This window comes from Syntrophus aciditrophicus SB (assembly GCF_000013405.1).
GTDB classification, from domain to species: Bacteria; Desulfobacterota; Syntrophia; order Syntrophales; family Syntrophaceae; genus Syntrophus; species Syntrophus aciditrophicus.
In genome coordinates, this window is record NC_007759.1 from 1813384 (window position 1) to 1839485 (window position 26102).

Annotated in this window: 23 protein-coding genes and 3 tRNA genes; 19 read left to right on the forward strand and 7 right to left on the reverse strand. The window is 48.0% G+C overall.

Features of this window, described 5'->3' with window-relative positions; translation table 11 throughout:
- Positions 1-20: 20 nt before the first annotated feature.
- Positions 21-839, reverse strand: coding sequence for a pyrroline-5-carboxylate reductase (gene proC / locus SYN_RS08290; RefSeq protein WP_011417637.1), 819 nt, complete (start codon positions 837-839; stop codon positions 21-23).
- 188 nt (positions 840-1027) lie between these two features.
- Between proC and SYN_RS08295 the strand changes: the two genes are divergently transcribed.
- From SYN_RS08295 to SYN_RS08365, 13 genes are all read left to right on the forward strand, one after another.
- Positions 1028-1327 (forward strand): YggT family protein, encoded by a 300-nt coding sequence (locus SYN_RS08295; RefSeq protein WP_041584900.1) that lies wholly within the window; start codon positions 1028-1030, stop codon positions 1325-1327.
- Between the two features lie 34 nt (positions 1328-1361).
- Positions 1362-1712: a DUF167 domain-containing protein gene (locus SYN_RS08300; RefSeq protein WP_083756526.1), complete on the forward strand. Its 351-nt coding sequence runs from the start codon at positions 1362-1364 to the stop codon at positions 1710-1712.
- A complete protein-coding gene (murJ, locus tag SYN_RS08305) occupies positions 1713-3296 on the forward strand; it encodes a murein biosynthesis integral membrane protein MurJ (protein WP_011417640.1) in 1584 nt (527 codons plus the stop codon).
- Positions 3297-3389: 93 nt separating this feature from the next.
- Complete coding sequence (gene serS / locus SYN_RS08310) at positions 3390-4667, forward strand: serine--tRNA ligase (RefSeq protein WP_041584901.1); 1278 nt, start codon at positions 3390-3392, stop codon at positions 4665-4667.
- A gap of 27 nt (positions 4668-4694) precedes the next feature.
- Positions 4695-4780: transfer RNA gene (locus SYN_RS08315), tRNA-Ser, on the forward strand.
- A gap of 104 nt (positions 4781-4884) precedes the next feature.
- Positions 4885-4978: transfer RNA gene (locus SYN_RS08320), tRNA-Ser, on the forward strand.
- 46 nt (positions 4979-5024) lie between these two features.
- A tRNA-Arg gene (locus SYN_RS08325) sits at positions 5025-5101 on the forward strand.
- An 82-nt stretch (positions 5102-5183) separates the two neighbouring features.
- The gene (locus tag SYN_RS08330) at positions 5184-5669 is read left to right on the forward strand and encodes an ATP-binding protein (protein ID WP_049749950.1); all 486 of its coding nucleotides are present in this window, start codon (positions 5184-5186) and stop codon (positions 5667-5669) included.
- A gap of 1147 nt (positions 5670-6816) precedes the next feature.
- Positions 6817-7284 carry a TspO/MBR family protein gene (locus SYN_RS08345; protein ID WP_011417644.1) on the forward strand — a complete coding sequence of 156 codons (468 nt, stop codon included), beginning with the start codon at positions 6817-6819 and terminating at the stop codon, positions 7282-7284.
- A gap of 187 nt (positions 7285-7471) precedes the next feature.
- Entirely contained in the window at positions 7472-8047 is a 576-nt protein-coding gene (locus tag SYN_RS08350; protein ID WP_158302955.1) for a GNAT family N-acetyltransferase, read from the forward strand.
- A 307-nt stretch (positions 8048-8354) separates the two neighbouring features.
- Positions 8355-10289: an HD domain-containing phosphohydrolase gene (locus tag SYN_RS15295; protein ID WP_011417646.1), complete on the forward strand. Its 1935-nt coding sequence runs from the start codon at positions 8355-8357 to the stop codon at positions 10287-10289.
- A gap of 428 nt (positions 10290-10717) precedes the next feature.
- Entirely contained in the window at positions 10718-11455 is a 738-nt protein-coding gene (locus SYN_RS08360; RefSeq protein WP_202943541.1) for a hypothetical protein, read from the forward strand.
- A gap of 492 nt (positions 11456-11947) precedes the next feature.
- Positions 11948-13864: a S41 family peptidase gene (locus SYN_RS08365; protein ID WP_158302956.1), complete on the forward strand. Its 1917-nt coding sequence runs from the start codon at positions 11948-11950 to the stop codon at positions 13862-13864.
- 141 nt (positions 13865-14005) lie between these two features.
- Here the strand turns inward: SYN_RS08365 and SYN_RS08370 are convergent, their stop codons facing one another.
- Positions 14006-15142, reverse strand: a complete 1137-nt coding sequence (locus SYN_RS08370; RefSeq protein WP_083756472.1) for a S1C family serine protease — start codon at positions 15140-15142, stop codon at positions 14006-14008.
- Positions 15143-15383: 241 nt separating this feature from the next.
- Complete coding sequence (locus tag SYN_RS08380) at positions 15384-15635, reverse strand: hypothetical protein (protein WP_148202528.1); 252 nt, start codon at positions 15633-15635, stop codon at positions 15384-15386.
- A 148-nt stretch (positions 15636-15783) separates the two neighbouring features.
- On the opposite strand from SYN_RS08380, the gene SYN_RS08385 reads away from it, so the two are divergent.
- The 4 genes from SYN_RS08385 to SYN_RS08400 all read left to right on the forward strand — a co-directional run bounded on the left by SYN_RS08385 (position 15784) and on the right by SYN_RS08400 (position 17908).
- Complete coding sequence (locus SYN_RS08385) at positions 15784-16539, forward strand: SagB/ThcOx family dehydrogenase (protein WP_041584907.1); 756 nt, start codon at positions 15784-15786, stop codon at positions 16537-16539.
- 49 nt (positions 16540-16588) lie between these two features.
- Positions 16589-16870, forward strand: a complete 282-nt coding sequence (locus SYN_RS08390; RefSeq protein WP_011417653.1) for an integration host factor subunit alpha — start codon at positions 16589-16591, stop codon at positions 16868-16870.
- Between the two features lie 180 nt (positions 16871-17050).
- Entirely contained in the window at positions 17051-17356 is a 306-nt protein-coding gene (locus tag SYN_RS08395) for an MTH1187 family thiamine-binding protein (RefSeq protein WP_011417654.1), read from the forward strand.
- Between the two features lie 174 nt (positions 17357-17530).
- The gene (locus SYN_RS08400; RefSeq protein ID WP_011417655.1) at positions 17531-17908 is read left to right on the forward strand and encodes a cyclophilin-like fold protein; all 378 of its coding nucleotides are present in this window, start codon (positions 17531-17533) and stop codon (positions 17906-17908) included.
- Positions 17909-18012: 104 nt separating this feature from the next.
- On the opposite strand, the gene SYN_RS08405 is transcribed toward SYN_RS08400, so the two are convergent.
- Positions 18013-18645, reverse strand: a complete 633-nt coding sequence (locus SYN_RS08405; RefSeq protein ID WP_011417656.1) for a hypothetical protein — start codon at positions 18643-18645, stop codon at positions 18013-18015.
- 630 nt (positions 18646-19275) lie between these two features.
- Here SYN_RS08405 and SYN_RS08410 point away from each other — a divergent pair.
- Complete coding sequence (locus SYN_RS08410) at positions 19276-21756, forward strand: hypothetical protein (protein WP_011417659.1); 2481 nt, start codon at positions 19276-19278, stop codon at positions 21754-21756.
- A gap of 100 nt (positions 21757-21856) precedes the next feature.
- Here SYN_RS08410 and SYN_RS08415 read toward each other — a convergent pair whose 3' ends face one another.
- Positions 21857-22330 carry a putative molybdenum carrier protein gene (locus SYN_RS08415; RefSeq protein ID WP_011417660.1) on the reverse strand — a complete coding sequence of 158 codons (474 nt, stop codon included), beginning with the start codon at positions 22328-22330 and terminating at the stop codon, positions 21857-21859.
- Positions 22331-22368: 38 nt separating this feature from the next.
- Positions 22369-23442 carry a DNA polymerase IV gene (gene dinB, locus SYN_RS08420; protein ID WP_041585553.1) on the reverse strand — a complete coding sequence of 358 codons (1074 nt, stop codon included), beginning with the start codon at positions 23440-23442 and terminating at the stop codon, positions 22369-22371.
- Positions 23443-23747: 305 nt separating this feature from the next.
- On the opposite strand from dinB, the gene SYN_RS08425 reads away from it, so the two are divergent.
- Positions 23748-24272 (forward strand): methyltransferase domain-containing protein, encoded by a 525-nt coding sequence (locus SYN_RS08425; RefSeq protein ID WP_011417664.1) that lies wholly within the window; start codon positions 23748-23750, stop codon positions 24270-24272.
- Between the two features lie 129 nt (positions 24273-24401).
- Here SYN_RS08425 and SYN_RS08430 read toward each other — a convergent pair whose 3' ends face one another.
- A complete protein-coding gene (locus SYN_RS08430) occupies positions 24402-26099 on the reverse strand; it encodes a formate--tetrahydrofolate ligase (protein WP_011417665.1) in 1698 nt (565 codons plus the stop codon).
- Positions 26100-26102: the final 3 nt, after the last annotated feature.

Sequence of the window (26102 nt, forward strand, 5' to 3'; positions counted from 1 at the left end):
TTAATAATTACAGCCACATTTTATTCATCCCCGGCCAGGACCTTGGAACGCCGGGTGGCGGCCTCAACCGCCGTCATCAGAGTCGCTCTCAACCGGCCCTCTTCTAAGGCTTTCAAACCTGCAATGGTTGTCCCTCCCGGAGACGTCACCATATCCTTGAGTTCTCCGGGATGCTTCCCGGTCCGGAGATAGAGTTTTGCAGAGCCAAGCAAAGTCTGTGCGGCCAGCTTCAAGGCTGTTTCCCGCGGCAGACCGAGAAACACCCCAGCATCGGCGAGTGCTTCCAGGATAACAAACACATAACCGGGTCCGCTGCCACTGAGGCCGGTTACAGCATCCATGAGATTTTCATTGATTTTAACTGTCAAGCCCACGGCTTCGAACAGCCTGGCGACAGTCTCAACATCTTTTTGTGTTGCATAAGCACCCGCGGCAAGAGCGGTCACACCCTCACCGACGAGAGCCGGGGTATTCGGCATGGCCCGCACGACACGTACCGGTCCGGAAAGGTGCTTTTCGATCAATCGGGTGGAAATGCCGGCTGCAACCGAAACGATCAATTGCCCGGAATGGATATCTTCTGTAAGCTCATTAAGAAGTTCCGGCAGATTCTGAGGCTTTACCGCAAGAATAAGGATGTCGACCGAACGAGCAAGTGGTTGATTGCTTTCCTGAACAATGTCGGGATAAGCCTCATGGATTTCCTCAAGGCGTTCTTTTACCACATCAGCAACCCTTATCTGACTTTCAGCAACCAGACGATTACGGAGCATCCCGGACAGCAGAATCGTTCCCATCTTGCCGCAACCAACAAGCCCGATCTTCTGATTTTCAAACATCCCTTCCTCCTCCTTTACTCCTTCTTATATCCAATCTGCGTTATTTCAACAGATGGTGACGATGGCCTATTTTCGTGGACCTGTCAATAAGGAAAACAGGCTGCACGGAAAAACGTTTCCTTTGCACTCCACCTGTCTTTATGATAGCAACACAACATCGTTTTATTTGCCCCAAAAAAGGAGCCGTTATGTTTATTGCTGAAAATCTCATCCTTGCACTGGCAAAAATGCTGGATATCGCACTGACACTTTATATGTGGATCATTATTGCCCGAGCTGTGATTTCATGGGTTAATCCCGACCCTTACAATCCCATCGTCATGTTCCTGTACCGGGTAACCGAACCAGTTCTGGCCCCGGTCCGACGCTGGCTGCCCTTCAGAAATCTGGGAATCGACATCTCCCCCATAATCGTCATCATGGCGATTATCTTTCTTCAAAACTTCCTGGTCAGAAGCATGATGCAAATGGCCACGACAATGCGATGACCCACGTAATCTCCGATGGATTCCGAGGTTGTTTGTGATCCCCATTCAGGAAAGAAAAAACGGAGTTTCTTTTTGCGTTCATGTGTTGCCCCGGTCGGCAAAATGCGCTCTGGCTGGAGCACAGGAAGGGGCGCTCAGGATCAAACTTACAGCGCCGCCTGTAGATGGGAAGGCCAATGACGAATGCCTTGAATTCCTCGCCGGAATTCTGGGGGTGAAAAAGGGACAGATGGACATTATCAGTGGACACACATCCAGAAGAAAAATTGTGCAGATCATGAATGTGCCCCGCGAACCCCTGGAAAACCGCCTTTCGACTCTTTTGCAGGATAAACTTTCCGGGAAAGATGGGCGCAAGGACACAGCATCAGGTCGTAAAGCATAAATGGCACATCGCGGGGAAAATGAAAAGGTAGCCCGGGCAGCAGGTATTGTGGGACTGGCCACGATGCTGAGCCGTATTTTTGGATTTATCAGGGATATGGTGGTCGCAGCCTTTTTCGGCGCAGGAATAGCGACAGATGCCTTTTTTGTCGCTTTCCGAATCCCCAATCTGCTGAGGCGGCTCTTGGGAGAGGGCTCCCTGACCGTAGCGTTTATTCCCGTTTTTACGGAATATCTTAAGAATAAATCCAGGGAAAGCGCCCTTGAACTTGCAAGTATTGCCCTCACCCTTCTTTCCATCCTACTTGTAGTGGTATCTCTGGCCGGCGTATTGTTTTCACCTCTCATCGTCTCCGTGATGGCTCCCGGATTTATCAAAAATCCGGCCCAGTTCGATCTCGCGGTTTTTTTGACCCGTGTGATGTTTCCTTATATATTCTTCATCTCTCTCGTGGCCCTCTGTATGGGCATTCTCAATTCACTCCGTCATTTCGCGGCTCCTGCCCTTGCACCGGTAGTCCTTAACATCGCGATGATCCTGTCCGTCCTGGTTCTTCACAAATATTTCGAAGAGCCGATCACTTCCCTCGCCATTGGCGTTGTGTTCGGCGGGATTCTCCAACTTGCTCTGCAGTGGCCCTTTCTGATTAAAATGGGGGCACGACTGAAGCCCAATTTTAATTTCCATCATCCCGGTATCAAGAAGATCGGACTTCTTCTGCTTCCCACGCTGGTCGGTTCTGGCATCTATCAGATCAATATCTTCATCGGCACCATCTTGGCATCGGTACTTCCCAAAGGCAGCGTTTCATTTCTTTATTATGCCGACCGTGTGGTCGAACTTCCCCTGGGCGTTTTTGCAATTGCCGTGGGGACAGCCAGTCTGCCCAGTTTTTCCGCACAGGTAGCCAGGGGCCTTTTTGACGAATTCAAACGTACCATTTCTTTTTCTCTCCGCCTCATCCTATATATTACCGTTCCGGCCACGGTAGCCCTGATCGCCCTTCGCGAGCCAATTGTCTCCGTGCTTTTTCAACGCGGGGCCTTCGATTCTCATTCAACCCTTATGACAGCCCAGGCCCTGCTCTATTACACGCTCGGTCTCTGGGCCTTTTCTGTTATCAGGGTCATCGATTCGGCTTTTTTTTCTCTGCAGGACAGGAAATCTCCTCTCAAGGCCGCTTTCGTATCTCTGCTGGTCAATGTCGGCTTGAGCATCCTTCTGATGTTTCCTCTTAAGCACGGAGGGCTTGCTCTGGCCACCTCCGCCGCCTCCGCCGTCAATGTCCTGATGCTGTCTTTTATCCTCAGGAAAAAAATCGGGATTTTTCTTGACCAGAAGTTTTACTCCTCCCTGGGTAAGACATTTTTTGCATCCGCCCTGATGGGAATCAGCTTTTATCTTGTTGATTTCATGTATCCCTGGAATATCCAAGCCGCCTTCGAAACTCGGGCATTATTTCTAACAATCTGCATAGCCACGGGCATTCTTGTTTTTTTTGGAACATCCTTTCTTCTCAAAAGCGACGAAATCGTTTCCCTCCTCAATGTCATCCGAAGGAAATTGAGACCTTCATCCCCCTGATCCGTCTAAGGACGGATAAAATGGTTGACTTCAAAATCCCAAGATGATAGAGACATCGTCTCTTGCGGGCACAAAACACTTGAAGGCAATCCGATGCTTGACATCAAATTTCTCAGACAGAATGTCGATCTTGTTAAGAAGAAAATCGAGGAGCGGGGCCAGGGTATCGACTTGAGCGCCTTTGTCAGCATGGATGCAGAACGGCGTGATATTCTTCAGGAAGTCGAGTCCCTTCGTAATGAGCGAAACGCCGTGTCCAGGCATATCGGGGAAAGAAAGAAACGTAAGGAAGACGCGCAGGATCTCATTGATCGGATGGGAACGGTTTCCGGGCGAATCCGGGAACTTGAGGAAGGACTTAAGGAAACGGAAGAGAACCTGCATAACCTGCTTCTGACGATCCCCAACATCCCACATGAATCGGTTGTTTGCGGAGTGAATGCCGAAGACAATCCTGTAGTCCGGGTCTGGGGAGAGAAACCTCTCTTTGATTTTTCTCCGAAACCCCATTGGGAGATTGGTGAAGATCTCAGCATTCTCGACTTTGCACGAGGCGCTAAGATTACAGGTGCCCGCTTTACACTCTATCGCGGGGCAGGCGCCATGCTGGAACGGGCGATTATCAATTTCATGCTGGATCTCCATATCATGGAGCATGGGTACACGGAGATTCTGCCGCCCTTTATGGCCAACCGAGACAGCATGACAGGCACGGGTCAGTTGCCGAAGTTCGCAGAAGATCTTTTCAAAATCGAGAATTTGGAATACTATCTTATCCCCACGGCGGAAGTTCCGGTGACGAACATCCATCGTGAAGAGATTCTTGAAGAAAAGGCTTTGCCGATTTATTATGTAGCTTACTCACCCTGCTTCCGGGCAGAGGCGGGATCCTATGGGAAAGACACCCGGGGGCTGATTCGACAGCATCAGTTCAATAAAGTCGAGATGGTAAAATTTACCTCTCCGGAAACATCTTATGATGAGCTGGAAAAACTGACGGTCAATGCTGAAGAAGTGCTGAAGCGGCTTAATATACCTTATCGGACCGTAAGTCTTTGTACCGGCGACTTAGGATTTTCGTCAGCAAAAACCTATGATGTCGAAGCCTGGCTGCCGGGACAGGATACGTACAGAGAAATTTCTTCATGCAGTAATTTTGAAGACTTTCAGGCTCGAAGAGCTTCCATACGCTTTCGTCGGGAGTCAACCGGTAAGCTGGACTTTGTCCACACCCTGAACGGCTCCGGTCTAGCAGCTGGAAGAACGCTTGTTGCCGTACTGGAAAATTACCAGCAGGCGGATGGAAGCATCGTTATTCCTGATGTACTGCGCCCCTACATGAAAGGAATGAAGAAAATTTCCGCGGCATGAAGCGGGAATTTTAATAATTAAAGATTCGGAGGGATGGCCGAGTGGTCTATGGCGGCGGTCTTGAAAACCGTTGACCGAAAGGTTCGCGGGTTCGAATCCTGCTCCCTCCGCCAGAATAATAGAGGAAAATACACCGGGGCACATTTCATCCGGTCATGTTTATTCTTCCGTTGTCTAAATGACAACAGCATTACCGCACCGAACCGATTGAAGTTGCGGAGAGATGGCTGAGTGGCCGAAAGCGATCGCCTGCTAAGCGATTGTACGCCCTATAAGGTGTACCGCGGGTTCGAATCCCGCTCTCTCCGCCAGTTCACTTCATGTCCCAAATAAATAACGGTGCATTTTCATGAGTGTGCGCCCATGGCTCAGCTGGATAGAGCGTCGGACTACGAATCCGGATGTCGCAGGTTCGAATCCTGCTGGGCGCACCAATATATTCAAGGACTTAGCCGAATAAGGTTAAGTCCTTTTTTCTATTTGCTACCCTGTTGCTGCCCACAAAGAATACTTTTGGTGACCACCACGGAGTTGCCCTCCTGCCGATTTCTTGAAGAAATGGTCTCTGTCCTGATCGTCGTCCCCTGCGGCACAGTAAGAATTCACATTGCACAGGGCGTTGGTCACTGTGCCATCCGGGAAGCACATGACGTGCCGTTTACCAGTGCATCCAGGATGATTTCCAAGCTCCATACCGCCCGGGCAACCAACAGCTTCGAGATGCAAATTGCCAAGCTCATCGACTGCGATCTGTTGATCATCAATGACTTCGGTCTCAAACCCTTCACCGGCATCCAGGATGAAGACTTCCACGAGGTGATCTCAGAATGCTACGAGCGTAGGAGCACAATTGTGACCTCGAATCTTGACGTTCCGGAATGGCCCGATGCCTTTCCCAACCGCATCCTTGGCTCCGCCACGATCGACCGCCTCCGGCAAGGCGCTTACAAAATTGTCCTTGCCGGAATGAACTACTGGACTGCGGCAGATAAGCCGGGATGACAAAAAGCATGTTGTCAGAAAGCACGAAAACAATCCTTAAAAGGAGGTGAGATCACCTGATTAAAAGAGGGGTCGAAGATCTTTTTTCATCCCTTTTCACCGGCTCCATTACGGCGAAAATCGGTGGCTCCATCAAGGCGATCATTGACAGCCCTTTTTTTGCCTCGCTGATGATTTATAATATCTCCAGCTTCGATCTTCCGCATCGGCTCAGTTCAGGAACAATCAGCCATCCATTTTCACCTAACATATCAATAACCTCCGTGATTCGTCTTCTCTTCCATGACACTTTACCTGAATCGACTTTCTGAACAAAGTCAACATTTCCAGGTGTGCGATCCAATTTTTCTGGACAGTCATTCGACTGGACGTTTCGAATGAACGGGAAATCTTGTGATTTTGATATTGGGAGGGTAGATTTAATCAGGTAGAAGTTTGTTTTTTCTCCTCAACCCCCACACCACCAGGCATGGGTGTCCACACCGGACGGTTCACAGAGATGACCAGGTTGTAGCCGGGCAGTGAATGTTCACCCATCGATCTTTTACAGTTAGAAGCCCTTGATCTTTGAGCCATTCGCTGTTCATGCTCAATTTCTTTACTAATGTCCGGAACAAATGTCACTGACCCTTGGGGCCGATGGCTACGGAAATGAACACACGGAGCGCTGTTCCCAATTCGATAAGCTCACGCACCTCGCACCTGCTATAGCCTCTGCTGACTCCTTCCTGATCTCTTGGCATGTTACCATGAGGGGCGCCACTCTCGGAGTGCTTGCAAACCGGGCGGGTTCCCCCTGATTAGAACGTGAACTGTGACTCTGCAACCGCAGCATTCAACGTATCTCCAGAATCCAGGACTTTGTCATGTTGTGCTGATTTGAAGGAGACTCGGCCTTGCATGCTGTTTCTGTTCGTCAGCTTATAGCTTTGCACTCCGGCGTCCTTCGCACGGTGCCCTATGGTTCCGCCCTTGCCATTGGCGGGTATTTGTGTCAATGAATATAACATTGACAGGATTCAAATAGAGGGGATTTGCACCCCATAAGTTCACGCTCGTGCCGGCCATACACAAACGGCTGCAGCGGACCGTCAGCTCAGGCCCACCAATGAAGCGGTACGATAACTGAATAGAGGAATTATTGCAGATGGCGAAGTCGTTTATAGGCCTGATATGCTGGCTTGACGTTTCGCTGGCGACTGGTTGGGTCGGCTCGAGGTTTTCGCCAGGTGAGTGGTACGCCGCCTTAGCAAAGCCGAGCTGGAATCCACCGAGTTTCGTGTTTACTCCCGTTTGGTCGACATTGTACGTGTTCATGGGACTGGCAGCATGGCTGGTCTGGCGGCGTGCGGGCTTCTTTGGGGCGAGTGTCGCCTTAGGGCTTTTCTTGTTCCAGCTATTTCTAAACGCCTCATGGTCGTATCTCTTTTTCGGACTCCACCGGCCTGACTTCGCTTTCGTCGATATCGTCGCCTTATGGCTGGTGATTCTGGTAAACACTTTCGCCTTCTGGAGAGTCTCAATGCCGGCTGGTTTGCTGATGTTGCCCTATTTGGCCTGGGTAAGCTTCGCAAGTGTACTTAACCTGCAGCTATGGCGGCTCAACGCATGCTGAGCTCCATTGTCGGCGGTCATCCACGCGTTCCAGCTGATTCCGCTCCACATTGCCCCGGATGCTCAGCGCGCATGAATACAAGGACCCTGTCAAAATACATAAATGTTAGTAATATTCGGATAATGGACGATTTGTTACTGATGATGCATTGATAGTTCAATAAGCAAAGTCTTTGGAGGGTTCGGCTGTGAGTTTAGATCCTGAATATGCGCGAAATTATCAGAAGGACATTCACCTCAAAAGCGGCATCCTCTTGCGGATCAGAAGTATAAGGCCCGATGACAAAGATGCAATCGCGGATCTGTTCAGCCACTTAAGCAGGGAATCCATTTATCTTCGCTTCCTGTTGAAGAAAAAGGAGCTGTCAAATGCTGAATTATCTTACCTGACCGAAGTAGATTTCATTAATCATGTAGCTCTTGTCGCCATTCTTCCGGAAATTGACGAAAAGGAAATCGTCGGCGTTGTCCGCTATATAAAAATCAAAGAAGTGGCAGGGAAAACGATCGCGGAGATTGGGCTTCTTGTCATCGATGAATATCAGGGCAAGGGTATCGGCATGGCCCTCCTGGAACACCTTGCCGGGTTAGCCCGTGATTTCGGAATTAATGAGCTTGAAGCTTGCGTACTAAAAGAAAACAAACGCATTCGCTATCTTTTTAACCGTTGTGGATACAAGGTTACAAGTGAGATCGACGGCAAAATGCTCAACCTGACTGTACACCTCGATTCTTTGAAAGAGCGATCTTCAAAAGAAAAATGACAGTTGTTCTCTGTGACAGACAATACTTTTATGAGTTAGGAACTTTTGTGACGTATACCGCAGCCAGAATTATCTCAGAAGGACATGGAAACAACCCAATAGTACAAGCATGCCCTGAAAGGGCACCTGGATATCGCAGCAGATGTCATTTCTGCATGTTTAAACGAGGCGTTGATCATCAAAAGTCAGAACATACAAAGAATTGCGGAGGAATGACAACATTATATTTTGCAATAAATTGATATTGTTGATATAAAAGGAAAATTTTGAGTTAAACATATTTGACTAAGGAGGAATCCGCTCAAAGATGGCAGTTGATAGAAAAAACCAGTCGTACAATGAATTGCAGCACATATCGGCACGATTCAATCAATTCATCTTAGACAACACGCGTGATCTCATCGCCATTCATAATCTGTCTGATTTGAGCTACGAATATGTCAATCCCGCCACTCTGAAAGCTCTGGGATATGAGAAGGAAGAACTACTGGCGAAGAACGCCATCGGGCTTGTCCATCCTGATGATAAAGAGAGATTCTTAATTTATCTAAAAGAACACTTACACAATTCAGTGCGCCACCATGAAGAATTTCGTTATCAGAAAAAGGATGGCGTTTACATATGGTTGGAAGTAACAATCGATGTTATACTGGAAAATTCAAGCATCGTAACAATATCACGGGATATCAACAGACTGAAACAAGATAAAGAACATCAACAGTCACCAGGAGACCTTTTTTACACATTATTAGAACAGGCGCCTGTAGCCATTGGCATCGACCGGGACGGCCGCAATCTATTCGTCAATGGAGCCTTTCTGGACCTGTTCGGTTATGAAAGCAACGCTGAGTTACTCGGCGCCTCCATTCTTAACCAGGTAGCTCCGAGTTTCCGCGATGAAATTGCTGAGCATTTATCTCTGCGGTCGGAGGGCAGAGTCTCTCCCTACTGGCAGGAAATTCAGGGCCAGCGCAAGGACGGATCAATCTTTCCGCTTCTTGTTCAGGTTTACAGCATCCATCTTCCTAATGGACCGGCCAATATAGCGTTTCTCACCGATCTTTCAGGTCAAAAACAGGCGGAAGCTGCTATGAAGCAGCATATAGCAGCCCAAACGCTCATTTTGGAGATATCTGATATTTTCCACAAATTGAGCCTCGAAGATATTGACGCGATGATCAACAATACACTGAAGATGATCGGGGAATTTGACAATAATGATCGCAGTTACGTTTTCTTGCTGTCTGAAGACGGATCCACCATAACTAATACCCATGAGTGGTGTAGGCAAGGAATCCAGGCAGCAAGTACTGAAATCCAGAATATTCCTGTTAGCCTGTATCCATGGGGAATGGAAAAACTGCACACCATAAAGCACATATATATTCCCCGGGCAAATGACCTGCCTCCCGAAGCCCACCGAGAAAAAGAAATCATGAAAGCCCATTCCGTACAGTCAGTGTTCATCGTTCCGATGATTTTGGAAAATCAACTGATTGGCTTCTTAGGATTTGATTCGGTCAGAAGTGAAAAAATCTGGTCAAAAGAAAGTATCATGATACTTGAAAGTGTGGCACATATCTTTGCCAATGCAATACAGCGTAAAAAATACAATTTATATTTAAATCAAGCTATCCAGGTACTTGAAACGGGCCTGGATAGAATGCAGAAGATAATGATGCAGTTTGTGTCTTCATTGGGAACCGTCTTAGACATAAGAGATCCCCACACTTCCGGTCATCAGAGAAAAGTGGCAAAACTTGCGGAAGCTATTGCTGAAGAAATGAAATTATCTGAAGACCAGACTAAAGGAATTGCCGTGGCAGGAACCCTCCATGATATCGGCACGATAAAAGTACCCACTGAGATAATGAGTAAGCCACAAGGGCTATCGGACATTGAGTTCGAACTCATTAAAACTCACAGTCAAGCCGGGTATGAAATCGTTAAAGAAATTGACTTTCCCTGGCCGGTAGCCGAAGCCATATTACAGCATCATGAAAGAATGAATGGTACTGGCTACCCACGCAAATTGGCAGGCGATGACATATTGCTGGAGGCAAAAATTGTGGCCGTGGCAGATGTTGTAGAAGCCATAACGTCTCACCGTCCCCACAGGAAAGCACTGGATATAGATATGGCTCTGGATGAAATTTCACACAATAGCGGCATCCTTTACGATACTGACGTGGTTGAGGCTTGTATGCGACTATTCAGGGAAGAGAGATTCAACTGGAATTAGTTGTCGTCTGAAGAGACAAGAATCATTTACTCGTTCTATGAGGACGGCGGATCGACAACCAGTTATTTTTATTGAAGGTGCAATTTCAAAAAAATAAGAGTTTTGCAGGACCCTTCTCATATTATATTCGATTCCGCTTTCCCCGAAACATTCACTTTATCCTGTGTTTTCTTCATGCAATATTGGAATCAATTATGAATCAATATCGTTTGTGAATCGATGAATTCAACGTGAAGCGAAGAGATTTAATTAAAATTTCAGGAGTTTCACTGAGACTGATATTATCTCTGTTCATCAATTGCTTGCTCCTGACCAGCCTTTGCCATCATAGTCTGGCCCAGCCCTACGACGATGCAGCCGTTTTACTCCGAAAATACACGACACTCATCCCGCTGCTCAGCCATAACCAATTTCAGCGGCCACTTTACATGGAATCCTCAGAATCACCGTCCAATCTTAAGGGTGATATCTATGCCGTTGTCGATTATCCCTTTTCCGACATCAACAACACACTGAACGATCCGGAACTGGGACCGGCCAATTGGTGTGATGTGTTGATGCTGCATCTCAATATCAAATATTGTCATGCCGTCAGTGACAGGAAAGCAAAAAGCCTCAGCGTGGAAATAGGGAAAAAAGTCGATCAGCCTTTCTCAGGCCCTTACCGGGTGGAATACAATTATCATCTTGATTTTGTAAGTCCGAACTATTTCCGGGTCAACCTTAACGCCGAACGGGGACCGCTGGGCACACGTGATTATCGTATTTCGCTGGAAGCAGTTGCGATTGACGGCACACACACTTTCCTGCATCTCACCTATTCATGCAGCTACGGCAGAGCCGTACGTATGGCGATGAAAACCTACCTGGCCTTGGCAGGCAGCAGCAAGGCCGGTTTTACCATCATCAGCCGCCGATCGAACGGCGAGGCTGTTTATTTAAGCGGAGTGCGCGGTGTAATGGAACGTAATGTCATGCGTTATTACCTGGCAATTGATGCCTATCTGAAAAGCCTGTCTCTGCCCGCAGAAGACCGGCTTGAGAAGCGCCTCTCGAGCTGGTTCAGCGCAACAGAGCAATACAAACTGCAACTGCACGAGGTGGAACAGCAGGAATACATGCGGATGAAATTCGATGCATACCAGCGCCTGCATACCGGTCGATAGTCGAATTTCGCTTCCGATGAGCTTCCTTTGTGGTACCAAAATAAGAACAAATGATTTATAAGGGTGCCCTTCACACCTTACTATTCAGAAATACTTCAATTCTTTAAGAACGGCCTGAAAACTGGCCACAAACCTGTCTGAGAAAAACTGAAAACATTTATGATTTATACCTCTTAATGACGTCACCCTTTTTCCTTGACAGAACGTCTTCATCCTCCTATTGTCACACTCATGAAAATTTTTTATTATTCATAACTTATATATCAAGCGGATGGAAATATATGACCAGACGCCGCAGGATGAATATTAAATATGAGCATGTGCGATAAAAGACCCAGAAACATATCCGAAAACAGTCCCTGGAACTGCCGGGATATCCGATTCGGAGACAAGTTCCCATATTACTTTCGAAGTTTTATAGTCATTCTGCTGCTGATTCTGCTTTTGCCGTGCTGTTCAGTGTCAGACAATCTCACCTGTCACAGACTGCCCATGGTGATGCAGAAGTTTCTGGACAACCACTACGCCATGAAGAATATGACCGGGGAGATCAAGACCCGTGCCGTTGACCAGTTGATCAAAAATCTCGATCCCTCGAAAACGATGCTGTATGAATCAGATGTGAAAAGGCTGAAGCCGATTCTTCAAAACTTGTTTTCAAGTATGAAAACGGGAAACTGCACCGCACTGCGGGGAGTTTACGATGTCCTCGTTGCGCGGGCTCGGGAAAACGAGACCGTCGTCAAAGAAATTCTGGGACCGGGCTACAGACATGACGAGACTGTGGAACTGAGCATCAACGTCGAAAAGCGCCCCTTTGTAAAGACTCTGGCGGAAAAGCATGAACTCCTTCGAAAACTCGTGCACTTCCAGATTGAAAACGCCCTTCTGTCCGGCATGGACATGGAAGAGGCAAAGAAACAGCAGATTCACCACTATACACTCCAGACAAGGCGTGTTGTCGAGCATGATCCCGAAGAGCTCATTACGAATGCCGCCAAAGCCTTCGCCTCAGCATTGGATCCTCATACGAGCTACATGTCCCCTGAAGACTATGAGGACTTTCAGATCCAGATGCAGCTCTCCCTGGAGGGGATCGGGGCCGCTCTCAGCAGTGACAACGGTTTTGCCGTCATCGAGGAGTTGGTGGCCGGAGGAAGTGCAGCTCGATCCGGCCTGTTGAAACCGAAAGATAAAATTATTGCCGTGGCCCAGGAGGGGGAAAAGCCCATCAGCGTTATAGACATGGACCTTCAGGATGTAACCAGGATGATTCGCGGCAGGAAGGGCACAAAGGTAACCTTAACGATTTTGAGACAGGCGGAGAGCACATACCGCTTCAACGCCACGATCACACGCGATAAGGTGGAACTCAAGGAACAGGAGGCCAAAATCGAATACGTTACCCGGTCAGCAGGTGCCAGGCAGTACCGTTTCGGTGTGATTGATCTGCCTTCCTTCTACGGTGATGAGAAGGAGGAAAAATCCTGTTATGAAGATGTGAAAAAACTCCTTATGGAGGCTAAGCGGCAGCGTGTCGATGGCATTGTACTGGATCTTTCACGCAATGGCGGCGGTCTGCTCACGGAGGCGGTGCGTCTTACAGGCCTTTTTATCGGCAATGGCGGCATTGTGGCAACCAGGGACAGCCGAGGACAGGTTACCATTCTCGCCAATGGGTCTGCTGCTTCGGAGGTACAGGATGATGAAAGAAAAGTGATTCTGTATCCCGCGGAAGACTCCCAGGAGCTATATACAGGACCTCTCGTCGTGTTGACAAGCAGGCTCAGCGCGTCAGCCAGCGAAATCGTCGCGGGAGCTCTCAAGGATTACCGTCGCGCGGTGATAGTCGGTTCGGACCATACCTTCGGCAAAGGATCTGTACAAGTCATGATATCCCTGCCCTGGAATCTGGGCGGCATGACCATCACCAGAGATTTATACTTTCTGCCCGGCGGACGTTCCACACAAAAGACAGGCGTAGAAGCAAACGTCATGCTGCCCAACTGGTTCGTTCTTGAAGATATTGGTGAAACGGCATTGGATTACCCTCTTCCGGCCCAGGCAATTACGCCCTTTCTTGGTACGCCGGAAAATTTGATTCCACCCTGGAAACCTCTGAACCGCTCTCTTCTGGCTAATCTTGCGGAACGGTCTCAAGCCCGGATTGCCAAAGACGTCAAGTTCACGGAAATCATGATGAAAAACCGGGAGGCCGCCTCAAGGCATGGCATTATCCGTCTTGCCGACTTACGCAGGGAAATGACGGAAAATAGCGGTAAGAAGAAGGAATCGATCGCTGAGCGCAGGCAGAAAGCAAGGGATCAGTTTTCTCCTTTTTTGGAGGAGAGCGTGAACGTTCTAACAGATATGATCACACTGAGGAGTCCGGAACTGGACTTGAGTTGACAGTTGTTGCTGTTGCTGCAATTTTCTTTATTCCCGCTGGCAATCGTTCCTGTATGCAGTAATAATCTTGCGCATGACTCATGGCCTTCAGAAAATCAAAGAATTCTTCTGTGGCGACGGATATGCCGGTTATAGTGCCCATTAGGCTCCGGGTTGCAGCGTCACGGGGATCTCCAGCGTTTTCCCTTCGCGCACTATCGTCAGTTTCACTGTATTTCCGACCACTTGATCATCCAGCCGCGCAAGCAGCTTGCTGACGGTATCCACCTTCGTTCCGTCCACAGCGGTGATGATGTCTCCGGGAACAATTCTTCCGTCAGGGTAAATATCTGCTCCCTTCAGTCCGGCACGATCTGCCGCAGATCCTTGAGATACCCGAAGGATAAAAATTCCATTCAGCTTCAGAAGCCGCTTCATTCGCTCATTGAATCCCTCGTCCGCTTCAATTCCGAGGGCGGGTCTGATGTATTTGCCACTTTGGATCAACTGCGGCACCACTCGATTAACCGTATCGACCGGAACAGCGAAACCGATGCCCGCACTGGCGCCACTGGGGCTGAAGATGGCTGTGGTGATACCAATAAGCCGTCCCGCGGAATCAAGCAGTGGACCACCAGAATTACCTGGATTGATGGCAGCGTCAGTCTGGATCAAATGCTCGATTGTGGCGCCATTGCCGCCGAGAGACCGATCCAGGGCGGAAATTATCCCAGTGGTCAAGGTCCAGTCGAGACCGAATGGATTGCCTATCGCGAATACTTTCTGACCGACCTTCAGGTTATGGCTTGTTCCCAGCGGTATCGGCGACGGAGACTCAAAGCCTATTGCGATTTTCAGTACGGCGATGTCATGAGACGGGCTGGCCCCCACAAGAGCCGCCCGGGAGTCACGCCCGTCACTGAGTTTTACGATAGCCTCGCTTGCCCCCTGAATAACATGATAGTTTGTGATGACATGCCCCGACTTATCCCAGATAAAACCTGAACCCGTACCGCGGGGCACAGTGAATGCATTGCGGGTCCAGAGGTCGCGCACCAGCGTTTTAGTGGTAATATAGACGACGGAATCGCGTGATTTCTCGAAAAGCTCGATGGTTGCCTTCTCATCGGCTGCCAGATCGCCGCGTGCCGCCACGGTTCGGGGCAAAGCATCAGGTTTGAAAGAGAAAAAACCCTGAATGTAAGGAACGCTCCGCCAGACCAGAAACAGCAGAACCCAGGCGAAAGCGAACCAGATAACATAAACGAAAAAGCGGTTTCTCGTCAGTTTTGTTTTCATTCCATACCTCTTAAATATCAGCACGTCCCTTGTCGCACTTGCTTATCCTGATCCGCCCGATATTTTTTAACAGCTGACAACCGTTGTGAACTTAATCCCTTCCTGTTTCTGCCCTTCCCCATTCTTTCGAAAAAATTCACATTTTCGGGAAAGTCTCTCAAGGGGGCAGTCACAGAGGCCATGATTATATCGCATCTGCCGTCACTCCGGGAGTAACTGTGCGCCATTGCCGGAGAAATGATCATAAAAAAATGACGAAACACCGAATAATTTTCTTTTTTTCTATGTTGAATATTATGGCAGGCAAATCCCTCTTCCTGTCAAGAATAATATTGAGTTTTCCCAGCGCCAGGATGTTTTCGGGCAAATCAGGAGTATTCATATAGCTTGCAAGTCTTCCAGGTTTCCGGTGTGTCAGATTTGTTGCGGTAAGGAAATCGCGGTACAGAAAACAGACTGCCCTGAATGCATTCAAACCTGCATTCCAGCTCAAAAGGCTTTTCATGAAACCAGCGCGATGATGCCACTTGGAAAAACAGCATCAAAAAATATCAACAATCATACAGTTATGCTGTGGATATTATCCATCGATAAATATATGATGAGTTTGCTGAAATCTATGAAAATAAGGCATGAACAATATGGATAACCAGCTTATCAGGACATATCGATTATTTTTGAAAGACAGTATACGTAAGGTTATCGATTTTTCTGAAACGGCTCAGAGCAGAGGCATTGCACCGCCGCCACTTGAAAAACCCTACACGGAAGACGCCAGGCGGATTGATCTGCCTTCCTGTGATGAACTTCAGGATGTCAGCCGGATGGACATCATATCTGCCATCCGGAAACGGGAAAGCTGCAGGTCTTATCGACCTGAACCTTTGTCACTGAAGGAATTATCGTTTCTTTTGTGGGCCACCCAGGGCATTAAAAGGAAACTGGATCCCGGCCACGCGTTAAGGACCGTTCCATCCGCGGGCTGCCGTCATGCCCTGGAAACCTATCTCTGTATTTTAAATGTTGACGGAATTGAACCGGGGATCTACCGTTACCTCCCCATCGAACATCAAATTCTGTTTGAATTTACCGAGGAAAATTTACAACACAGAATGGTTCAGGCCGTTCTGGGGCAACCCTATCCCGGAGAAGCGGCCGTCACATTCATCTGGACGACCATCCCGTACAGAATGGAATGGCGCTATGGGCTTGCCGCTCATAAGGTTATTGCCATTGAAGCAGGCCATGTCTGCCAGAATCTTTATCTTGCCTGCGAATCAATAGGCGCCGGAACCTGCGCGATCGCGGCTTATGATCAGGAAGGAATTGACAGAATACTCGGAATCGACGGACAGGATGAATTCACGATTTATCTTGCCTCAGTGGGTAAAAAATGATGATTATGTTCTTCAATATCGATAAATCTGCAAGTTAAGGAGTGCCACAATGCCACTGACCAAAAACGAAATGATGACCATGCTCTATAATCAGTTGAATATTTCCAGAAAGGAATGCGTTGACATCGTAGAAAGCTTCTTCGAAATCATTAAATCGGAACTGGAAAAAGGTAATCCGGTTATGATCTCCGGATTCGGCAAATGGACCGTAAGGCCCAAGAGAGAAAGGAAAGGCAGAAATCCTCAAACCGGTGAAGATTTGACCATTACGGCAAGAAAAGTCGTTACTTTCAAAGCTTCCCCGAATCTGATCTCTTCTATTAACCCATAAAAGATAATAAAAATACGGCTCTTCCAGAGCAGACTGAAAACCTTACAATCGGAAGCACAAACATGAAGAAGTCGCAACGCGGTTCTTCGATCATCAGGGAATTTTAACAGCCCGTGGCCGTCTGCCTCGAATCGAAACACGCTGTAAATCAATTTTATCCCTGTCGAAAGGAGTCAAATCATGCTCGTCCAGTTCAGTATCGTTCCTCTGGGTATCGGGGACAGCATCAGCAAAGACGTTGCAGAAATTATCCGTCTTGTTGATGAAAGCGGTCTGCCCTATCGAACAAACCCCATGGGAACCGTCATGGAAGGAGAATGGGAAGACGTGATGACCCTGATCCGTAAGTGTCATGAGGAGGTATTGAGGAATGCATCGAGAGTACTGACTTCCATAACGATTGATGACCGGCCTGGAAAACCTGACCGAATCATCGAGAAGATCAAATCTGTTGAGAAAAGGCTCGGTCGGGAAATAAAAAAATGATGGAGATCGGAACAGCCGCAATCCTCGCTTCCTGTCCCCGAAGATGGAAAACCACTGAATGCTCATTACCAAGCGTGGAAATGTTGCAACTGTTTCACACAACTTTGCGATCGTTGCCCACCTCTACAGGAGCACAAATGTCAGCCTGTCCGAACCAATGAAAGGAAAAAGAAAATGCCAAAGCCAATAAGAATATGGATAGGACAGTCGGAATTCGAGGGGGAACTTTTTAATACGGCCTGTGCAAGAGAAATCTCCGAAGTCCTGCCCATTGAAACCGTTCCCAATACCTGGGGCGATGAGTTTTATTTCAGCATTCCAGTTAGTGCCGGACTCGATGATACGGCAACAGCCACGGTAAAAGTTGGAGATATCGGATATTGGCCTCCAGGCAATGCACTGGCAATTTTCTTTGGCCCAACTCCAATGAGCAAGGGTTCTGATCCGGTTCCTGCCAGCGAAGTCAATCTTGTAGGACGGATTATCGGGGATGCGACAGTAATGAAAAAGGAAATCAATGCCGGGAAAATTCGGGTTGAAGCGATCGAATAATTTTAAATTGACGATGCTGTAAGGTATTTGCCCCGGCCGATATTAACACACGAGCCTGAAAAACTGCTTTCAAAAGGTGCTCTCCACTGAATTTGAAAAGTGTTTTAGGTATCCTGAATTTCAGGGGTGGCCTTCCAAGGCTGGCCCCATTTTTTTATCAGTTTTTCCACGGATTCTTCCCGATCTCCGGAGGTCCGCTTAACCGTGCATTCAATGTGTTCCACGATGGCTTTTTCTATTGTTTCGACTTCCTTCCGAAGCACTTCAACCTCTTTTGTCCTTAATCTGTCATCATATGTTACCGTCGTTTTCCTTGCCCCTGTCTTTTTCACAGCGCGCGTTGCGCTTTCCGCCTCATTCCCCCCCGAAGCGACGGTTTCTGCGGCCGGGTGAGCCACTCCAGATCCTGTTTCGGGCATCTGGATTTTTCTGAATTCCCCGTGTGCTTCTTTACCCCTGATCTCAGTGATACCTTCCTCATGAATTTTGAGGGGAGCAGATGTATCGGTCTTTGCGACATCTAAAGGAGTTTCCCGTTCATCGATCTGAACGTCTCCGTCACTTTCCGCTTTTTCCAGCAATCCTTCCAGTCTGCGATGAAGGTCTGATGGGGCTCCGGGGCTGCCGGTTTCCTCCTCATTTACAATTTCGTCAACAGTCCCGCTGTTCATATTCCGGATCACGCGCCCGGCGGTTCGTTTAAAGGCATTAAAAACACTGGTGATAATCTGTGCCATTTCTTTATCCTCTCAAGCCTTATAGGTTTCCTGTTTTTCATTTCCGACCTGGAGTTTGTCAGACTATCTTTATCAGTGTGTAGTTTCATGAGATTTTTCATTCTGTACCTGAAATTTGTCCCGGAAATATTTTTCCGTTCCAGAGGAAGATTTCGGTCGGCTTTCGTCGGTGCGGGAATCAGGGCGTTGTCTTATTTCCCGGCGACATAATTCAATTCTTTTTCCCAATTTTATTGCATTATATCCTTCCTTACCCATTACCTCAATGTCGTATTTCAGGAACTGTCCTGCATCAGATACAATTTTTTACCTTAAATTTATTGCCAGTGAGGATGCAGGCCGATATAACCATTCATAAGGTGATTGATTCTTTTTCCCCCTTCCCTTCTTTATAGCCCGTCTTGACCGGCTTGATTATCAGGATATCAAGAGCTTCTACAGGAACCGCAGAATTTTTTTGATAAAGACATCATGAGGACTGCAGCAGGATTATTGCACTGGCAACATTCAGTTTCAGAACGTCCCATAATTGTGTATAGTGCGGTATTAAAACAGCATTGAAGAAATTATACACCGGCCGGGTTCCACGTAATTTTCCGGTTTTTTAATTCGAGATCAGGAGACCCACCAATGAGCAAACGAATTCTTTCTTCAGGTCAAAAAAACACCACACATATGAAATCCCACAGGCTGATTACTTACCCTGCCATTGCTGACAGCGTTGACCTGCCTGATTTCATCTTTCACAAAAGCAGTGACAGGGATGCGTTTATCCTGTTGACCGGGGCTGAGCAGAAACTCCTCTTTGAACAGAAGAAAGCCACGAACAGAGCAATGGAGCTTGATAATCGCAGGCTGATGACGCTGCTTTCCCCCATATGGGCAAAGTTCACGAATTCGGATGTCACACTTCATATCATTTCTGAGCGTGGAGCTGTTTTAAAAATCAAACAGTTCAGGACTGGAATTGTAATTCAGGCACATTGGAATTTGTTTCAACCCTATTTTTATCAGATCAAGAATCTTCCTATCGCCCATTCCGAGATCCTGGATGTTTTTGCACGCGCCGTCTTTAATTACGCGGCTCTGGCCATGAAACATGACGGGATGGAAAAGAGCGAATTCAGGAATGTCGTGATTGACGCATATATTTTGCAGCCGGAACTTTTGCTTGCTTCGCTGGATATCCTTAACAAACCCAATATCTACCACATTCACTCGACAAGAATCTGGCTGACCAAGATATCCGAAGCCAATGACAAACATCGTCTGCAGATTGACGTTTCCGCCGCGGCAGCCAATCCTCTTGTCAGCCTTGGATTCTTAAAAGAAGTGGCCGTTTTCATTCACAAGGTTGCGAAAAACTATGCGTTCCGCTACGTGGATTATTTATGGACCCAGCAGTACAGTATTACATGTGATACCCGGCCGGAACTGAACATGGTGACCCGGGAAGGAAATGTCATTTCGATCAACATTTACCCTCTTCTCAATAAGACCAACTGGAAACCGATGCTTTACCTGAGTCTTGGATATGCGATCATGCTCGCTCTACTCGAAGCGTCGGGAGGAGAGGATGAAAAAATAAACGTTTATTTATCCATGATGAAGACCTGGAATCGTTATTTGAGTTTTGACGAATCCATGGAGCAGCAATGTGTGCGGGAAATCTGCCGGCTGCCTTCGTCCTCCGAAGTAGAAAGCCGCGTTCTGCTGAAATGCATGACGTGCGGGGAAAACATGGAACTGATTGATGAATTTATCAGATTGATTGACTATTCCGCACAGGAGACCATTGAGGATAAGTTGAAATTATTGAAGGAAGCCCGTTCCGGAAACGAAACAGGCGCTCAATATGAGCAGTTATGGGATCGAGTACGCAATCTGAATGCCGGTCTGGTGAAGAATAACATCAATTACAGCAAATTTATTGAGGTGCTGCGTAATGACAATATCGATTATATTCAGCTTGCGGATTTATTGCGCACAGGCCGCCTGGAAAACCGCTGTGTTGTCGATGTGAGCGAATGGCTTTTGTTAAGAACGCTTTTATATGATCTGATCAGTTCGACAAAGGTCTTCAGCAACGATTACAAAATGCTTTTGAAGGTTCTGACAAAAGTAAACAAAAGCCTGATTGTATATGTCTGGACATTGGTTTTTGACAACGATATGCGTCACGAACGGGTCAACACGTATATAGCAAGATTGCTTAATGATATCTTTGTGTTTAATCGTGTGAAGATCTACGAAATCGTCTCAGATCCAGCAGAATGCCTGGAAACTGAGGCTGTGACCGGGTATCTTCTGAATTGGGCCGGTCTTTCGCAGGATGAACTGCGTTCGATCAGAAACAAGGTGCCGTTTAACTTGCCGCGCAACATAGTCCCCTGCTTGAATATCCGGACTGCAGGAGATGTGGATCATCTGGTTCGCGTAATGACGATCCGCTCCAGTGGAATCATTGGCTTCTGTCTGCACAAGGTTTATCAATGGGGAAGCATGCAGGATGAACTCACAGGAAAAATCCGTTCCCATTTTCCCGAACTTCTTCAAAAGGCCCAGGATGCCATGCATCCTCGAAAGATCATCATGGGGGGAGCCATGCTTCTTCTGGTTTTGGCTCAGACCATTTCCGACCAGCGTGACGGGTTTGCGCAAAATGTTGCCATTAAAGAAGAAGACAGGCAGATCGTTCTCAATCTGATCAAGCAGTGCATCGATTGGGACCAGCGGCATTACATCATGATGGTCGGGGGGATTGCGGCTGGTTATCTGGGAATCATCGATGGATGGATACTGCGCCAGTTCGACATCCTGCTGGGTCGTTATGGTGGCGGAGATCGTGTGGTATTGCGCAGTGTTGTGCAGTTTGATGTCGAAAATCTGATTCAAAGGACTCTAATTACAGCTAAGGAGGGAAAAGAAAGCGAGCTGCTGAAAAAGATTCAGCTGCTTCGTCTTGGGGTTGATCCCGTCATAAGCGATCAAGTCAATAAATTTTTCGGAACGTTGGCTTGCCGCTACGGAATTTCCGCGGCGGAAGTTGCTTTGAAGAAAAAAGATATCGGTGAACTGATTCTGGAATTATCCCGTCGAATGAAAGCCTGAATATGGGGCGTCAGCTGAAAACAGGAAATCAAATTCCACCTGCAAACAAGCGTGATATAACGATCTTCAGCCTTTCAATACGCGAGTCGGCATCGCCTCCTCAGGCAAGAAAAACCTCAAGCAGATCCATCGTCGCCTGATATATCTCAGGATCTTTTCCAGCCCGCGGTCCAGCTATGTTAAGAACTTGAATATGATGAGAGACTGTCCATGAATTGATCAATGTGGCGGCGTCTTCGATGGATATTCTGTCCAGGTCAATGTGAAGGCATGGTTTTTTGTACTGCTCGGCGAAAAACTCCGTGAGGGCGGAGCCGCCCTTCAGAATTCCATGAGAAATAATCAAAGTTCCGTCGGAATCCAGAACGTTCTTTTCCGTTCTTTTTGAATAATCGCTGGTGGGCATTTCCTGAAGCTGGTAGGTTTCCGGAACGCGACCACCTTCCGCCAATCTCCCCTTCGGAACCCAGCCGCCATAGGGAATGTGGTGTTTGATGGCAAAATCCAGGGCTGCTCTGTCCGCCCCCGTTTGTCCCCCTGAAATGATTTTAGTGATCGCTGGCTTTTCATCCATTTTATTTTCCCATGAGAAATTGTTTTTTAACGCCGCACTTATACCCCTGAGATGGCATTTTTAATTTTTTCCAGTCTGCCGACCCTGACTCCTACCAGCCTGATTTTCTTTCCCGACAGATCAACGCGCTTCAGACAGGAAAAAGCCATACGCCGTATTTCCTCTTCCTTTCCGACAGCTTGATCAATCGAACATGCCCTTGTCACTGTACGGAAATCACTGTAGCGAATCTTCAGAATGACATTTCTTGCGGCATAGCCCTTTTCAGCCAGATCAGATACGACTTCTTTCGTGAGTTCCGCAAGAGTCCTGGCAATCGCCTGCCAGTTTTTTTCATCCACTTGAAAGGTGATCTCCCGGCTGAATGATTTCGGCTCCCATGACGTAATGATGGGGCTCTCGTCGATACCCCTTGATGCTTCATGGAGATAATGGCCGTAAGAAGGACCGAAACGCGCGACGAGGACTTCAGGCGGCAGAGCCGCCAACTGCCCAATTGTTGCGATGTTCAACGCCTTCAGATGTTCTTCCGTTTTCGGTCCGATCCCGTATAACTTTCGGATCGGCAAGGGCCAGAGTCGATTCTCAATATCTTCCCCGGAAAAAATCGTCAATCCATCAGGCTTGTTCATATCCGAGGCGATCTTTGCCAGTAGTTTGTTCGGAGCGATGCCGATGGAGCAGGTCAATCCCGTTTTCTCATAAATGCCGGTTTTGATTTTCTCACTGATTTTTTCATCAGTATCCCGGTTTTCCGAAATATCCAGATAGGCTTCATCGATACCGACGTCCTCCATGATTGTTGTAATATTCAGGAGCACTGCCTTGAAATAACGTGAAACAGCCAGATAGGCTTTGTAATCAACGGGAAGAAATATCGCCCGAGGACAGAGTTTATAGGCCGTCCGCAAGGGCATTGCGGAAGAGATGCCGTACTTCCGCGCTTCATAATTGGCCGTGGAAACCACCCCTCGCTTTGATGGATCCCCCATGCCTCCGATGACAACAGGCTTGCCTTTTAATTCAGGCTTTCTGTTTTCCTCCACAGAAGCGAAGAAGGCATCCATGTCGATATGCAGGATTCGCCTTCCGAAAGATTTATGCTGAGCCATGGCTTTCTTCTGCATTTTCTCATTTTACAGGAGGATTCGACAGCCTCCGGTATGGAGAAATTTTTGTACGGCAGATCTTTTCCCGGTATCCTTTATTTTACACTTTTCTTGTTCCGTGACAATAATGCAAGCATCCTGGAACATTCCGATTCTCCTTGACATACTCTTGTATTTTCCTTAGTTATTCCCCTTTAAAATGAATATTCCTGAACAATTGATGGAGACTTTACTTTGCTGGCTCCGTTTTCAGGAAAAAGGCGACCGACTTGAAGATACGCATCATATGGCAATAAGGAAACAGGAAAATGTCCCCGAATCCTTTACTGGTAAAGTTCAGTCCTCTTCTGATGGGGAAAAATCTTGAGGGTCCGATTCTGGATCTGGCCTGTGGAAAAGGACAAAATGGACTTTTTCTTGCCGGTTTAAACCTGCCGGTCATCCTGGCTGATCGATCCGCGGAGGCACTGAAGGAGGCTCAACGGACAGCGAAAGAAAACGGGCTCAATGCGCAGTTCTGGGAAGTTGATCTGGAAACCGGTTCAAATCCGCTTAAAGTGGACTACTACCGGGCCATACTGGTTTTCCGCTACCTTCATCGGCCATTGCTCCCCTGTCTGAAAAAAGGAATCAGAGGAGGAGGCATACTCATCTATGAAACCTTTACCATCGATCAACCCAGGTACGGTCGCCCCCACAATCCGGATTATCTCCTGAAGCATGGAGAATTGGCCGGCGAGTTTAAGGATTGGCACATTCTTCATTACTATGAAGGAATTATAGAAAGTCCTCAAAGGGCCATGGCCCAGATCGTCTGCCGAAAACCCGTCTGATCAATCACACCTTCTTTTTCACCCGCAGTTTCAGGATTTTCTGGAAATGAGATGCCCGGAACCGGGTTTTCCTGACCCGTTTCAGATAAAGTTGAATTACTTCGCACAGGTAATGCAGCCGCCATTCAGTCAGCTGAGTGAAGAAATCCCGCCTGGACTTCCGACGCCGGTGATATTGCCCGAATCGTCGATGTCGATGGAATAGGCTGCAGGCCTTTTCGACAGACCTGGCATACGAAGAATCTCGCCAGTAATGGGGATCAGAAATCCAGCCCCTGAAGCTATCCTGATTTCCCGGACAGTGACGATAAAGTCGCGGGGAAGACCCAGGAGACCGGGATTATCCGAGAGCGATTGCTGAGTTTTTGCGATACAGACGGGAAGCTTATCGAAGCCGTATTTGTTTATCAAATCAAGGTTCCGTCTGGCCAGGGGCTGGTAGTCGATCGAAACGGCACCATATATCTCGCTGGCAACCGTAAATATCTTGTCTTCCACAGGTTGATTCCATTCATACAGCCGGCGGTATCCACAGGATGTGCCGGCGAGAAGTTCAAGGGTCTTTTCAGCCAGTTCCAGGCCGCCTTCCCCGCCCAGACGAAAGATGTCACAGGGGGCAATGTTCATCCCTTCGTTTTCCGCCGCCCTGACGACAGCATTGATCTCTTCATCCGTATCGGAAGAAAATCGGTTCAAGGCAATGACACAGGAAACATGAAACTTGTCGATGTTTTGATAATGTTTTCGGAGATTCGCCATCCCAAGCACAGCCGCCCTTGGATTGGATCGATCAAGATCGGCCTGGGCAATGCCCGCGTGATACTTCAAAGCACGAACCGTCGCCACAAGAACCACGATGCGGGGATTCAAGCCGCCGTAAGGGGCCACGATGTCGAAAAACTTTTCCGCACCAAGATCGAAACCGAAACCTGCCTCGGTAACGACATAATCAGCGAGGCGAAGCGCCAGGTCAGTGCCGAGGATGCTGCTCGTCCCCTGGGCGATGTTGGCGAACGGCCCTCCGTGAATAATCGCCGGCACATTCTCTGTGGTCTGGACAAGATTCGGAAGCAGGGCGTATTTGAGAAGCGCTGTGACCGCCCCTTCGACTTTCAAATCACCGGCCATAACCGGACTGTCATCATAAGTAAATCCCACCAGTATTCTGCGTATCTTTTCCTTCAATTCCCGATAGGATCGGGAAAGACAGAGGATAGCCATGATTTCGCTGGAAGGAACGATATCAAATCCCGTTTCCCTGGGAACGCCGTTAACGGAACCGCCGAGGCCGATGACAATGTTTCGGAGAAATCGGTCATTCATGTCGAGAACACGGCGCCAGGTCACTTTCCTCGGATCGATGTTCAGAATATTGTCATGATACACCGAATTGTCCACAATGGCTGACAGGAGATTGTGGGCGCTCTCCACTGCGGCGAAATCATTTGTAAAATGGAGATTGATGTCGTCGACCGGATGGACACGTGAGAGCCCTCCCCCTGTGGCGCCACCCTTCATGCCGAACACAGGGCCAAGGGAGGGCTCCCGAAGAGCGGCAATGGTGGCTTTCCCCAGTCTGGCCAGAGCCTGGGCGAGTCCAATGGAAACGGTGGTTTTCCCCTCTCCGGCCGGTGTCGGCGTCATGGCCGACACGAGGATCAGGGAGGCGTCGGGACGACTATGAAAACGGGAAATGGCTTCAAGACGAACCTTGGCCTTGTATCGACCGTAAGCTTCAATATCGTCTTCGGAAAGGCCGATTGTTGCCGCAATGTCGGCTATAGGCTTCAGTTCTTTCGTGTCTTGTCTGGAGTTGCGGTGGGTCATGAG